Consider the following 13,130-nt stretch of genomic DNA (forward strand, 5'->3'; position numbering starts at 1 on the left):
CGTTCCCGGACTGCTCGTTCGACGTGCCGGACGGCACCGTTCGCTCGGTTCCGCAGGAATCCGTTCCCAATCGCCGCGCCCCAACCCGCCCGCCGCAACTCCGACCCGGTCGGACCTAGAAGATGATGTCCCCCTGCACGTCGCGCGCCTGCACGACGTTGCCTGCCGTCCCGCTGAAGTGGTTGACCACCTGGCCCTGAACGGTGACGACGCCCGCCCCGGCCAGCCTGCGCCATTCGTTGTCGAGAGCAGCGGTGAAGGCGGGGTCCTGCGCCATCACGTCTGCCAGAGCCGAGGCGAGCGCGGCATGCCGCCAACGCTCCTGCGGATGTGCGACCGCGGCGTCGAGCACCGCCGACTCCCGCGTCCCCGCCCCGAATCGGCCGCGGACCAGACTGAACAGCGAACCGATCGCGCTCCGGGCACCGACACCGAGCGCCTCCGCGCCCTTGGTCGCCAGTGCGGTCGCGACAGCAAGGACGATCTGATCCTCCATGCACGGCCTCCCACGGACCACGAATCACATAGACGCTTCGCATTGCCGTTACCGACGAGCCTAACGCCAGAAGGCACCCGGCAAGGGTCTTCCGCAATCGATACAGATCGCCAGAGTCAAGGCTCCGCCTCGCATGTCATTTAAAGACATCCTTAATGGTACATAAAGGATTCGTCCCAGGATGCGAAATTTCCTCGCGCGCAAGATCGGCCGTGGGTACCGTGCCTCATGCTCATGATCAGCTGGCTTCAGGGCGCCGTCGACATCGCCCCCTTGTTGCCCGTCCACCTCTTGGAACCGCTCGCCGGTTCCGCGCTTACGATGATCGATTCCTGCGTCACGGGTTGGGGTGACGCCGCGATGTGGACCCAGTGGGTGAAGTGGGTGGCCTGACGATCACCTAACGCACGGCTCGTCCACCGGTAACGCGCGCGCCGCCGGCCCCTGGTCGGCGGCGCGCTCTGTTGCCCACCGCCGCGTACGCCGCCACCGCGATTCCCGGTCAGTCGAACAACCGGCCCACCAGGGCGCCCTGGCCGGACTGCAGGACGTGCGCGGCCCGCAGCGGTATCCAGAAGCACTCGAACCGGGTGGGCTCCTGCTCGCCGTCGTGGTCCTCCCGGCTCGCCCACCGCTCGGGCGCCGGCCCGTGCAGCGCCAGCTCGAAGACGTGCCGGCGCTGGATCTCGAAGCGGTGCGGGCTGATGTCGTACTCGACCTCACCCAGCTTGCGCACGACGGTGAGGTCGGTCAGTCCGGTCTCTTCGCGGGCCTCGCGCAGCGCCGCGTCGGCCGGCTCCTCACCAGGGCGGACGCTGCCGCCGGGGACCTGGATGCCCACCTCCTCGAAGCTGACGTCGGTGTGCCGGAAGACGAGCAGCCGGCCTTCCCGCACCACGTAGCAGAGCACCTTCGTGGTCGTCACCTTCTCGGGCACGCCGCCACCTCCTGTCGATCCCGGTGCGGCTGATCGCGGCCCGGACACCCGAGTCGACCACAGGCGGGCGGTGCCGGCACCTGTCGAGGCGCCGGCACCGCCCGCGCCGTCTTCGCTCCGCTGGTGCGGGTGCCAGCCTCCGCTGCCCGCTACGGCCGCAGGGCGTCCGCGGCGGCGGTCCAGGTCGACTCGTCCCCGACGTCGGCGACCGTGATCCCCTTGGCGATCTTCTCCAGCTCGGTCCGCAGCAGCTTGTTGCCGAGGCCCGCGGCACTGACCTGGAGGACGACCTTGCCGTCGGCGCTCCAGATGTTGCAGAAGCCGCCGATCCCGGCGCCGCCGTCCCGGAGTCGGTGGTCGGACGCGGGGTAGCACTTCGTCACGCCCGGCTCGGGTGACTGGTTGGCGCTGGCGCTCGGCGTGACGAAGATGTGGAAGCCGTCCCTGATGGTGTCGTCGTCCTCGTCGTACGGCGCGGTCAGGCCCGAGGCGGGCAGGGCCGGCCTGGTGTACGTCGCGCCGCCGTAGTCACCGGCGCGGGCCGCGGCGATGCCGCTGAGGCCGGGCATGGCGTGCGTGCCGGTCTGGAGCGGCGCGTAGCCGTCCGGCACGTAACTCACCGTGAACGGCACCAGGGCCGGCGTCGGCGTGCCGGGCCGCAGACCGCCGACCAGACCGCCCAGGTCGTCGAAGCTCGGCGTGGCGTCGTCGCCGGAGACCGAGGTGACCGCCGCCCAGGCGTTTGGCGCGTACTCCCAGGCGAACAGCTTGTTGCCCGGGTCCAGCGGGTTGCTCGGGTCGAGGCCGACCGGCAGCGTCGCCCGCACGGCCTTGTGCCCGGCCACGGTGATCTTCCGACCGCCTCTGATCCCGTCCGGGTCGAAAACGCCAGGTCGGTAGACGGTCAGGTACGCCCACAGGGACGGCTTCCCGCCGGTGTCCTTCTTCGTCCGCCCGAAGACGTCGCCCCGTGCCTCGGCCTTGTCCGCCGTGACCGGCTTGTCGTTCGAGGTGTGGTTGTCGGAGTAGACGGAGGCGATCTGGTAACCGGTGGACGCCACCATCGGGTTCTGCACGTGCAGCGTGCCGGCGTCGTACCCGCGGAAGGTGAAGACGAACGGCGCGGCGTCGGGCCAGCCGGCGTCGGTGGCCTTGAGCGTCGCCGCGCCGGCCGGGGCCGGCGTGGCCGAGGTGTTCCGCTCGCCGACCAGGGACGGCAGCATGAACGCGCCGGTGACCGCAACCGCGACGAGGCCGGCCGCCCCGGCCGAGGCGAACCCGGCCCGGCGACACCGTTCGGCCCGCCGCCCGGCCGCGATGATGTCGTCAGCGGTACGGGTCATCGGCGGCTCGTCGTCCGTCACGGCGTCCACGAGATCACGCAACTGCATTTGTCCACTCCTCCATCGGCTTCCCGGTGAGATTGACGTGTTCGCCGCCGAGCGACTCGCGCAGCTTCGCCAGGCCACGGGAGACCTGACTCTTGGCCGTGCCCACCGTGCAGTCCAGGACGCGGGCGGTGTCCTCCAGGCTCAGATCCAGGTAGTGCCGGAGCACCACCGCGGCCCGTTGCCGGGCCGGCACGGCGTCGAGCGCCGCCCGTAGGCGCATCCGCTCGTCGGTCGTACCGGTCGCGTCCCGGAGCGCGACGTCGGGCATGGCGTCGCCGGCCGACCGCTCACGCCGCCAGGGGCGGCGGGTCTCGTCGACCGCGGCCCGGTAGACCATGGTTTTGGCGTACAGATCGGGCCGTTCCAGCTTTCGCCAGCGGGGATAGAGCTTGACCAGCGCGTTGGCCACGGCGTCCTCCGCCGTGTGCCAGTCCCCGCAGGTCATGTACGCCAGCTTCCGCAGCGACGCCATCTGTGACGTCACGAACTCGCGGAACGCTTGCTCGTCTTCGGCTCTCACGTCGACTGCCTCCTCGTGACGGAGATAGAACGGAGGAGGCCCGCCGGGAAGTTGCACGGCGTGGGAGGTAATCCGCTGAGGTTGTCCGCCGGCGGGCCCGGGTGCTCTCGGGTCAGCGCCAGTGCCCCACGTTGTTCTACGGTGGTTGACCGGGCCGGGGCGAGCGTGGCGAAAAGGTCAGCGGCCGGCAGTTCCGCTGTGACGCGGACCGCCGTTCACGGGTCATCCGGATCGCCCGAGTCACGCTAGCATCCATTGTGGACGGCCCGGGGCTGGGAAGAGCTGCCCGGTCTCGGCGCCAATCGTGGCGACTCACCCCGCCAGATTCATCGAATCCTCTGATTGGAATGAGAATTGCCGCCCTCATCGGCTGACCATGCCGTCGAACTGCCTCAATCGGCACCGGGAAACCCGTCCGGGGCACCGACGCAGCGCCCCGGACGCCCGACCTCCATCAGACGCCACATCATCCGCCTCGTCCTGGTTCCCAGTGTCGTCGTGGTCGTCCTGTGGCTCGTGGCGTCCAGCTACCTCGTCGTCCAGGGCGCCTACACCCGGCTGGTCGCCGACTCGGTGCGGAGCGTCTCGATCCCGGCGGTCTCAGCCCTGACCTCGATCATGCAGGAGCGGCGGCTCAGCGTCTCCTACCTGGCTCAGCGATCGGATGGCCTGCGGGGCCTCGCCGCCCAACGGGAAGTCACCGACAAGGAGTTGACGGCGCTGCGCGCCGTAGCGAGCGGGGCGCTCGGCAACGCCCCTGACTCCATCGTCTCGCGCTGGCAGACGCTGACGGAGCATCTGGACCGGCTGCCGGCCGTCCGCGGCACGGTCGACTCCCGGTCCATCGACGGCGAGAGCGCCTTCGGCTTCTACAACGACCTGCTCGACGCCGCGACCACCCTTTTCGACACGCAGGCCCGGGTGGTGCCCGACGTGACGGCGAGCCAGGGTGGCATCACCGCGACGATGGTGTTCCAGGCGAGTGACGAGATGTCGAGAGCGGCTTCGGTGATCGATGGCGCGTTCGGCACCCGCGCCCTCGGGCAGCAGCGCTACCTCGACTTCGTGAGCCTCGTGGGGTCCTATCACGCCAGCCTGGAAATGGTCACACCGCACCTGCTTCCCCGCGCGGCCGAACAACTCAGGGTCCTGACGACGAGCGAGTCGTGGCGCGAGCTGGTGAACGCCGAGCAGACGATCATCACGGGCGGCGTCTGGAGTGCGGGCGTCCCCCGTAGTCTTTCCGCCACGAAGTCGCAGTGGGACGCGCTTACCCGCCAGATCTCGGACCAACTGACCGACGCCACCGTGGCACAGGCGGATGAGACGTCGGCCCGGGCCGTACGGTCCAGCAACGACAAGCTGCTCGTCGCGTCCCTCGCGAGCCTGCTGGCGCTCTCGATCTCGGTGGCCGCCATCTGCTGGGCATGGCGGCAGTCACGCGAGATGCCGGTCCGCCTGACCAAGCTGGGTGAGGACGCCGCGGCCATGGTGGACCAGCGGCTTCCCGAGATCCTGGAACGGCTACGCCAGCATGAGGAGGTGGATCCGCAGAAGGAACTGTCGTTCGGCGGAGACTACGGAAACGACGAGATCGGCCGGTTGGCGGCCGTCATCAATCGGTCCCTGGGCGCCGCGGGCGCCGCCGCGGTCAATGAGGCGAAGACCCGTACCGCAGGTCTCGCGATGCTGATGGGCATCGCACGCCGACCTCAGCGCCCGCTGCAACGGGGCCTGAAAGTCATCGAGACCGCGCAGGACCGGGTCGGCGACGAGAAGCTCCTGAGTGAGCTGTTCGACATCAGCCACCAGATGACCCAGGCCCGACGGTTCCTGGAGAATCTCCTGATCCTCACCGGTGGGCAGATCGGCCGACGCTTCCAGAACCCGGTGCCGGTGCGGCGGGTGCTGCTTGCGGCGTCCGCCGAAGCGCAGCAGTACCAGCGGATCGCCCTTCGGTCCGCGCCGGACGTGGCAATCGTCGGCTCCGCGGTCGCCGGCACCATCCACCTGCTGGCGGAACTGCTGGACAATGCGTTGGCGTTCAGCTCGCCCACCAACCCGGTGCAGGTCACGGCAAACCGCGTCAGCCGGGGCGTCGTCGTGGAGATCGAGGACTCCGGGGTCGGCATGCGGCCGGAGGCGTTGGAGCAGGTCAACCACCTCCTCAAGACCGCCCCCGCACCCGACGTGACGACGCTCAAGGACGGCGCCCAGATCGGTCTGCACGTGGTCACCGAGTTGGCCAAGCGGTACGGCATCCAGGTGACCCTCCGCGAGTCGGCGTACGGCGGGTTGCTGGCGGTGGTGCTTCTGCCCCAGCGGCTGATCGTCGAGGAGAACGCCACCGCCGAGCAGCCCCTCGCGACCGTCGGGGCCTCGCGGGCGAACGCCGGGACGTGGGACGGGTTCCCGCCCGCCCCGGCGCCCCGGACCTCCCCGGCCATAGCGTCGCCGCACGCTTCGGCTCAGGCGATTCTCGCCGAGACCGAGGAGCTTCCACGGCCCGCCGCTCGGGAGGGCAGACCCGACCCCTCCCGACAACGACAGCCTTCCGGTCCCCGGGGAGCTGCCGGCGGTCCGGCCGCCGCCCGGCCGCCACTGCCGCGCAGGGCTCCGCAGCAACACCTCGCCGCCGGGCTGCGAGAGTCCCCGACCGCCCCCACACCGCCGGACTCGCCACGGGCTCTCCGGTCGCCCGAGGACGCACGGGACCGGTTCACGCGATACCAACAGGCCTGGGCCGCCGGGCAGCAGTCCGAAGACCAGGCGTCGTCAGATGGCACGCCAGCAGATCACTGGAGGGAACCGTGAGCAACTCGACCGAGCAGCGCGACCTGAGCTGGATGTTGAACGACCTGGTGAAGGTCACCGATGTCCTGCACGTCCTGGTGCTGTCGACCGACGGGTTGACCATCCAGCGGTCGAACGACCTGCCACGCGACCAGGCGGAGATCCTGGCCGCCGGCGCCTCGTCGTTGCACAGCGTCGCCGCCGGCATGGGACGGCACCTCCACAGCGGTACGGTCCAACAGGTCATCACGGAATATGGTGACCACACCCTGTTCGTCGCGTCCGCAGGCGCGAACGCCCGCCTGGCCGTGGTCTGCGACCAGCGTGTCGACATGGGCACCGTCGCCTACGAGATGAGCCGCCTGGTGAAGCGGATCGGCGACTATCTCGGCACCGACACGCGAATCCCGGCTACAGCGACCGGGCCGCTGGGTGCGGGCGATGGCTGACGGACGTGCGGACGATGGCCTGGGGGAGGAAGGGCTCGTCCCGCTGTACGTTCTGGTGGGCGGTCGGACCAGGCCACGTAACAGCAGCCTGGATCTGGCAACCCAGGTCATCGCCTTGCCGGCCGACCCCTCGCGCCTGGATCCGGAATACCGGCAGATCATCGACCGGTGCGAGAACTGGATGTCCATAGCCGAGATCGGCGCCTACCTGAATCGGCCACTCACCATCGTCAAGGTGGTTGTCGACGTGCTGGTGGAGGAGCGGTTCCTCCGGATCGGGTCTCCCGCGCAACAGCCGGTCGCCGATCGCCAACTGCTCGAGACAGTGCTTGCCGGCCTGCGCCGGCTCTAATCGAAGGATTCATCGTGAATCGCACATCGGTCAAGCTGGTGGTGGCGGGCGGGTTCGGCACCGGCAAGACCACCTTCGTCGGGTCGGTCAGCGAGATCGCGCCGCTGACCACGGAGGAAGTCCTCACCCAGGCGAGCATCGGCGTCGATGACGTCACAGGCGTCGACCACAAGAGTCAGACGACTGTCGCCCTGGACTTCGGACGCATCACCATCACGCCCGACGTCGTCCTCTACCTGTTCGGCACTCCCGGGCAGGACCGGTTCTGGTTCATGTGGGACGAACTGGCGGAGGGCGCCATCGGCGCCCTGGTGCTTGTGGACACCAGGAGGTTGGACCAGAGCTTCGCCGCCATCGACTACTTCGAACGGCGGGGCATTCCCTTCGTCGCCGCCGTCAATCGATTCTTCGGCGAATGCCTCTACACCGAGGAAGAGATCCGCTCCGCGTTGGAACTGCAGCCGGTCGTCCCGATCGTGTGGTGCGACGCGCGGGATCGCCACTCCACCAAGCAGGCGCTGATCCGGCTGGTCCAGCACGCCCTGTCCGCGCTGCCGGCCGGTGTCTGAGCGCGGCGGCGGATCACCGAGGGGCGCCCCCGGGCGCCCCTCGGTGCCGGAGCGGCGGTTGCGGCGCCGCCGGCACCGCACGACGAGCGCCGCGGATGACCCGGATGAGATGTCCGGGCGAGACGATGGTGGTCGCCGGCGCCGACATGTGCGCCACCTTCAGGAAGTCCGTGGCCAACCCCGCGTCGACGGTCGCGGCCAGCCGATAGCGGTCCAGGTAGCGGGCCAGCACCCGATCCGCCACGGTGCGGCGGCCCTCGATCTCGGGGAATCGCAGGTCGCCGCCGACCGCCAGGGTCCACGCCCCGTCGATGACGCGGGCGGCCCGCCGGTAGAACCGGTCTGGTAGCTTCTCCGCTCCCGCCACGGTCAGGTCGCGGAGGATCAACGCTTCCATCGCCGCGACGCTCATGCCCTGGCCGTACGTCGGGTTGAAGCTGCACAGCGCGTCACCGAACACGACGAAGCCGCCGACGTGCTGCCGTTGCCGCTCGAAGTGCCGGCGCACGCTTGACGGGTATCTCATTCTGACCGGCGCGTCGAGCGGCTCCGCCCGACGCAGAAGCTCGGCGAGGGCGGGCGACGGCAACGAGTCGGCGAACTCCAGGAAACCCGCCTCGTCGGACGGCGGGGCGTCGCCGGACATGCCGAAGAGCGCGACCGCCCACCTGTCACCCTCGACCCGCACCGCCGCACCACCCCGGGGGATGCCGGGCATCGGCACGATCAGCAGACCCTGCCGGCCACCGAGGTGGCCGGCCCGCCAACGGTAGGTGCGGGAGGCGTAGACGACGTCGACGTCGACACGTGAGCTGTCGGGTTCGGCGACCCCGAGGTCACGCAGCCACGGCAGCGCCCGCGAGCCTCGCCCCCCGGCGTCGACCACGAGGTCGGCGGCCAGCTCCGGGCTGTCGCCGCTCGTGGTCCGCACCCCGGTCACCGCCGTGCCGCCCCGCCCGCCGCGCAATCCCGTCACCTCGACACCCGATCGGATGGTGACGTTCGGGAGCCGTTCCACGCGCCGGCGGACAGTGTGCTCCACCACCGGCCGGCTCACCCCGAGCATGGTGAGGCCGGAAGGAGCCGCCACGACAGCCCGGCCGTCGAGCACATATGTGCTGTCCAACTGGGGGTCGAGCCGCAGAGCGCCCGCCGCGACCAGTTCGTCGTGGATGCCGTCGAAGAGTTCGGCCAGGATCTCGGCACCCCTGGCGAGTAGCACGTGGAGCTGACGGCTCTGCGGAACACCCCGACGTGGGACCGGCTGTGCCGGCAGGTTGTCCCGCTCGATCACGGTCACCTGCCCGTACGCCTCGCTCAGAGCCCGTGCGGCAAGCAACCCCGCCACGCTCGCACCGATCACGACGACATGTCTGCTGTTGTTCCGTCCGTCCACTTTAGAGATCGTGGCACACCACGTCTGCGCCGACGGTCCGTAACTGTGTGATCGGCGTCATGCCGGAGACGTGATGGCGGCCCCCGGCTACTCGGCCGGGTCCCTGCGTGCCGGGCCGGCGATCGAGTAGGCGACAAGCCCACCGACGGCGAGCACCACGGCCGTCAGCGTGGCGACCCGGCTGTCGGGTGGCTGGCCCTGCCACGTCGCGGTCGCTCCCCAGGTGCCGCCCTGCGGGTAGACGGCCGCGATGGTGGTCCAGGCAAGCGGCAGGATCCACGATCGGGCGGCGCCGAGCGCCGTCGCACCGAGCGCGGTCAGCCCGAGCAGGCCGGCGGCGTCCCGGACCACAAGCGTCGCCGGCCCGAACCGGGCGCCGGTGTGCAGCGTGGCGAGCAGGGGCAGAAGGACGACGAGCAGGCCGGCGAGCAGGTGCGCCGCGCGCCGCCAGGGCCAGCGCATCGAGGCGGTCCGGTCCAGGTTCTCGTCGGGTCCGGCGAGGGTGGGCGCGAGCGCCGCGACCATCAGCAGGACGGACATGACGACCACCATCGGTGCGGCGTCCCGCTCCTTGGCGAAGGCCAGCCGGAGCGTCCAGACCGTGACCGCGCCGCCGAGGGCCGTGGCCAGGGCCACGGGTACGCGTCGCGACCGCAGGTAGAGGAGCGTCCCGCTCACCCGGCACTCCGGGACAGCATTCCGCTTGGGTCCTGGCAGGCCCGCAGCGCGTCCCGGACCGCCGTGACCCGCGCCAGCGCCTCGCCGTCGGGCAGTTCACGCAACCCCTGCCACAGGGCGACCGCCTCGGGGTTGATCCCGGGATCCTCCTCGATCATCCCGGGCACCAGTCCGACGTCGGACCGCGGCTCGCGCCCCAGGAGCCAGGAGGCCGCCGCGCGTTCGACCACGTCGTCGCGGTTGCGGCACTGCCCGTCGTACCCGACTCCCAGCCCCCTGACCACCTCGTTGACCACGGCGGCCGGGTGGGCGAGCCCGCCACGCGCGTCGATCCGGATCTCGATCGTGACGACGTCGGTCCGGGGCGCGGGCCAGGCGTCGTCGTAGCCGATCGCGCGGGTGTCCTCGTGCACCGCGGTCGGCGCGTCCGGCAGTTTCGCAAGCGCCGCCAGGCCCTCCCGGGCCAGCGGGGTCAGGGGGTCGAGCACGTTGGCGTGGACCCGGCTGACGCAGACCGTCGGGGTGTCCTCGGTGCAGACAAGCTCCCGGGCGACCGGGTCGACGGGCCAGTTGAGCACGTCCGGATCGCGGGGTACGACCGCGGTCGCCGCGAGGAGCCCGAGCGCCACCGGCACCACCGCCGCCGCCCGGGCACGCCAGCCGCCGGCGACGAACAGCAGCAGGCCGGTGACGGCGAGCCCGGTCAACCAGATCGCGAGCGCGCCGCTGACCCGGTTGTCGATCGTCTGGTAGTCGTGGAACCGGCCCGAGCCGTGGACCGGGGAGATCGCCGCGGCCAGCCGATCCGGGGGCCCGACGGCGCTGAAGAAGACGAGCAGCACACCTGCCACCCCAAGCGCCGGGGCGGTCACCAGGGCGGGCAGCATCCGCCCGATCCCCAGCCCGAGCCACACCGCGGCGACCAGGGACAGCGCACCGACGCCGGTGGCGACGGCGAACGTCAGCAGGGGCCGGTACGAGGCGGTGGTGACGATCCCGACGATGCCCGCCGCGGTCACCAGCAGGTAGGCGAGCGCGAGGGTGAGGGCCATCGCGCCGAGAACCGGCAGCATCCGCGCGGCGCGGGGCCGGGCGGTGGTCGCGAACAGTTCGCCGACCTTCGCCCGGTGCTCCCGGCGGCCCTGCCAGGCCCCCGCGGCGAGGGCCAGCGGCCACATCAGGAGCAGGTATTCCCGGATGGTCAGGGTCAGCGACATCCAGCCACCCGACCACCGGCCGGTCGCCGTGTAGAGCGCGCCGACCCCGATCACCACCGTGATCAGCGCCGCGCCGAGCGCGGCGGAGCGGCGCAGTTCGAGTCTCAGGATGCTCATCGGGTGGCCTCCGCGCGGTGCCGGCGCAGGAGCGCGGAGTAGCCCCGCTCGGCCGGGCTGTCGCCGGCGTGACCCTGGTCGCCCTGCGCGCTCAGCGCCTCGGGCGTGCCCTGCCACACCAGGCGACCCTCGTGGACCAGGACGACGTCGGTGCACGCCGCTGCCACGTCCTCGACCAGGTGGGTGGAGACCAGCACGCAACTGTCGGTGCCGAGGTCACGCAGCAGCTCGCGGAATTCGAGGCGCTGTTCCGGGTCGAGGCCGACGGTCGGCTCGTCGAGCAGCAGGAGCCGGGGATCGTTGACGATGGCCTGGGCGATGCCGGCCCGGCGCAGCATGCCACCGGAGAGCGTCTTCAGCCGGGCGTCGGCCTTGGCGGTCAGCCCGACCCGGTCGATGGCCCGCTGCACCGCCGCCGGGACACCGGCCTTCGGCATCTCCTTCAGCCAGGCCATGTAGCCGACGAACTCGCGCACCGTGAACCGCGGGTAGTAGCCGAAGTGCTGCGGCAGGTAGCCCAGGTTGCGGCGGACCGCTCGCAGGTCGGCGCGGCCGTCGACTGGCTGCCCGAGCAGCGTCAACCGCCCGCCGGCCGGGGTCAGGACGGTGGCCAGGGCGCGCATCAGCGTGGTCTTTCCGGCGCCGTTCGGGCCGAGCAGGCCGTGCACGCCTGTGGTCAGGGCCAGATCGAGACCGTTGACGGCCAGATGTCGTCCGGCCCGGACCCGTAGCTCCTCCGCGTGGATCGCCCAGGGATGGGTGGTGGCGGTCGTCTCGACCGCGCTCACGGCGCGCATCGTCATGATCTCCTTCAGGGATCGCGATCTCGGGTGGTCAGTCGTGGTGGGCGAGGCGCCGGAATCCGTTGACCCGGAGGAGAGCCATGACGGTCAGCAGTGCCGTGGCAAGCGCCCAGACGCGCACGCTCTCCGCCGCCAGCACCACAGGCATCCGGGCGGCGGCCAGGCTGGGTGCGATCACCACGGCCGTCCAGGTCGCCATCAGGCCGATCGCGGCCCGGCGTACCCCGACGAGCGTGCCCAGCAGCAGCGCGGCGGCGGCGAACGCCAGGCCGGGCAGCAACATCAGGGCCAACGACACGCCGGCGCCGGCGCCGGCCAGGGCGAGCGCGGGAACGACGATGGCCAACACCGCAGCCGTACGCCGCAGCAGCATCGTCAGGCCGGCGGTGGGAGTGGCGGCGATCAGTTCCCAGGCCGGGTCGGCCCGACGATTCCATGCGACCACCACACCCGGCAGCGGAGCCAGCGGCGCGATCAGCAGCACCAGCGAGGGCAGCCCGGTCCAGAGCACGCCGAGCAGCGCGGCGCAGGCCAGTGCCGCGGCGGTCACGGCCAGCCACGGCAGGAGCGTGCCGACGAACCAGCGGTGCCGCAGCACCGGCCCAGACCAGCCGCGCGCGGCCGGAGCAGGCGCCGTCGCGATCTCCCGGTCCAGGACCGTCGCCACCCGCTCGATCAGGGCCCGGCTCTCCACGGTGGTGCTGCCGGCGAGCCGGGCCCGGCAGTCGGCGCAGTCCTCCAGGTGCACCTCGATCGCCCAGAGGCCCGGCTCGTCAAGGCCGGGATCGCCGGCGGCGTAGCGGTCGATCTGGGTCAGGCTGGGATGGGTGTTCATGACAGCGCCTCCCGTAGGGCGATCCGGGCTCGGCGTACGCGGGACTTGACGGTGTTCTCCGGCACGCCCAGCAGCACCGACGCCTCGCGCGGCGAGAGGCCGTCGAGGACCGTGGCCCGCAGGGCGGCCCGGACCTCGGGCGGCAGCACGAGCAGCGCCTGCTCCAGCTCCTGGCCGATCCGGGCCGCCATCACCTCGTCCTCCGCGGCCGGCGACGTGCTCGGCATGAGCGGCACCGGTGGCACCTGCGCCAGGCGCGCCCGACGGCGGAACGCGTCGACAAGGCGGTGGGCGGCGATGGTCCACAGCCAGCCCACCGCGCTGCCCTGTGCCCCGCCGCTGCCCCTGACCTGGGCGCCGGCGAAGCTGCCCGCCGCCCGCCATACCGCGAGGTAGGTGTCCTGCAACACCTCGGCGACCACATCGGGGTCGGTGCACCGGCGACGCAGGCGCACTTCCAGCCAGGGCGCGGTACGCCGGTAGAGCTCGTCGAACGCCCGTCGATCTCCACGGGCCACGCGACGGACGAGTTCACCCTCGTCGGCCGCCTCCATGCCGGTTCTCACACCGGGTAAGA

15 protein-coding genes are annotated in these 13,130 nt (G+C 71.2%); 5 read left to right on the forward strand and 10 right to left on the reverse strand.

All coding sequences use genetic code 11. The annotated features are described in order from the left end of the window. Positions 1-115: 115 nt before the first annotated feature. A complete protein-coding gene (locus tag SM450_RS04670) occupies positions 116-496 on the reverse strand; it encodes a hypothetical protein (protein WP_474618426.1) in 381 nt (126 codons plus the stop codon). A gap of 228 nt (positions 497-724) precedes the next feature. Between SM450_RS04670 and SM450_RS04675 the strand changes: the two genes are divergently transcribed. Next, positions 725-889, forward strand: a complete 165-nt coding sequence (locus SM450_RS04675; protein ID WP_474618427.1) for a hypothetical protein — start codon at positions 725-727, stop codon at positions 887-889. A gap of 109 nt (positions 890-998) precedes the next feature. Here SM450_RS04675 and SM450_RS04680 read toward each other — a convergent pair whose 3' ends face one another. The 3 genes from SM450_RS04680 to SM450_RS04690 form a co-directional block, all read right to left on the reverse strand. After that, complete coding sequence (locus SM450_RS04680) at positions 999-1,433, reverse strand: NUDIX hydrolase (protein ID WP_474618428.1); 435 nt, start codon at positions 1,431-1,433, stop codon at positions 999-1,001. Positions 1,434-1,582: 149 nt separating this feature from the next. Then, positions 1,583-2,824, reverse strand: a complete 1,242-nt coding sequence (locus tag SM450_RS04685) for a hypothetical protein (protein ID WP_474618429.1) — start codon at positions 2,822-2,824, stop codon at positions 1,583-1,585. Beyond that, the gene (locus tag SM450_RS04690) at positions 2,811-3,344 is read right to left on the reverse strand and encodes a SigE family RNA polymerase sigma factor (RefSeq protein WP_474618430.1); all 534 of its coding nucleotides are present in this window, start codon (positions 3,342-3,344) and stop codon (positions 2,811-2,813) included. The genes SM450_RS04685 and SM450_RS04690 overlap by 14 nt, the downstream gene beginning before the upstream one ends. A gap of 498 nt (positions 3,345-3,842) precedes the next feature. On the opposite strand from SM450_RS04690, the gene SM450_RS04695 reads away from it, so the two are divergent. Genes SM450_RS04695 through SM450_RS04710 form a run of 4 tightly spaced genes read left to right on the forward strand, consistent with a single transcriptional unit; the run spans position 3,843 to position 7,507 of the window. Further along, on the forward strand, positions 3,843-6,158 hold the full coding sequence (locus SM450_RS04695; RefSeq protein WP_474618431.1) for a sensor histidine kinase: 2,316 nt from the start codon (positions 3,843-3,845) through the stop codon (positions 6,156-6,158). Continuing rightward, complete coding sequence (locus tag SM450_RS04700) at positions 6,155-6,586, forward strand: roadblock/LC7 domain-containing protein (RefSeq protein WP_474618432.1); 432 nt, start codon at positions 6,155-6,157, stop codon at positions 6,584-6,586. Before SM450_RS04695 ends, SM450_RS04700 begins: the two co-directional genes overlap by 4 nt. Then, positions 6,579-6,938 (forward strand): DUF742 domain-containing protein, encoded by a 360-nt coding sequence (locus SM450_RS04705; RefSeq protein WP_474618433.1) that lies wholly within the window; start codon positions 6,579-6,581, stop codon positions 6,936-6,938. Before SM450_RS04700 ends, SM450_RS04705 begins: the two co-directional genes overlap by 8 nt. Before the next feature lie 14 nt (positions 6,939-6,952). Further along, complete coding sequence (locus SM450_RS04710) at positions 6,953-7,507, forward strand: GTP-binding protein (protein ID WP_474618434.1); 555 nt, start codon at positions 6,953-6,955, stop codon at positions 7,505-7,507. Between the two features lie 13 nt (positions 7,508-7,520). Here the strand turns inward: SM450_RS04710 and SM450_RS04715 are convergent, their stop codons facing one another. From SM450_RS04715 to SM450_RS04740, 6 genes are all read right to left on the reverse strand, one after another. After that, complete coding sequence (locus SM450_RS04715) at positions 7,521-8,903, reverse strand: FAD-dependent oxidoreductase (RefSeq protein WP_474618435.1); 1,383 nt, start codon at positions 8,901-8,903, stop codon at positions 7,521-7,523. Positions 8,904-8,990: 87 nt separating this feature from the next. Continuing rightward, positions 8,991-9,581 carry a hypothetical protein gene (locus SM450_RS04720; RefSeq protein ID WP_474618436.1) on the reverse strand — a complete coding sequence of 197 codons (591 nt, stop codon included), beginning with the start codon at positions 9,579-9,581 and terminating at the stop codon, positions 8,991-8,993. Next, a complete protein-coding gene (locus tag SM450_RS04725) occupies positions 9,578-10,915 on the reverse strand; it encodes a hypothetical protein (protein ID WP_474618437.1) in 1,338 nt (445 codons plus the stop codon). The genes SM450_RS04720 and SM450_RS04725 overlap by 4 nt, the downstream gene beginning before the upstream one ends. Continuing rightward, positions 10,912-11,712 carry an ABC transporter ATP-binding protein gene (locus SM450_RS04730; RefSeq protein WP_474619012.1) on the reverse strand — a complete coding sequence of 267 codons (801 nt, stop codon included), beginning with the start codon at positions 11,710-11,712 and terminating at the stop codon, positions 10,912-10,914. The genes SM450_RS04725 and SM450_RS04730 overlap by 4 nt, the downstream gene beginning before the upstream one ends. 37 nt (positions 11,713-11,749) lie before the next feature. Next, positions 11,750-12,553, reverse strand: coding sequence for a hypothetical protein (locus SM450_RS04735; protein ID WP_474618438.1), 804 nt, complete (start codon positions 12,551-12,553; stop codon positions 11,750-11,752). Next, positions 12,550-13,107, reverse strand: a complete 558-nt coding sequence (locus SM450_RS04740) for an RNA polymerase sigma factor (protein WP_474619013.1) — start codon at positions 13,105-13,107, stop codon at positions 12,550-12,552. Before SM450_RS04740 ends, SM450_RS04735 begins: the two co-directional genes overlap by 4 nt. Positions 13,108-13,130: the final 23 nt, after the last annotated feature.

This window comes from Micromonospora marincola (assembly GCF_056150385.1).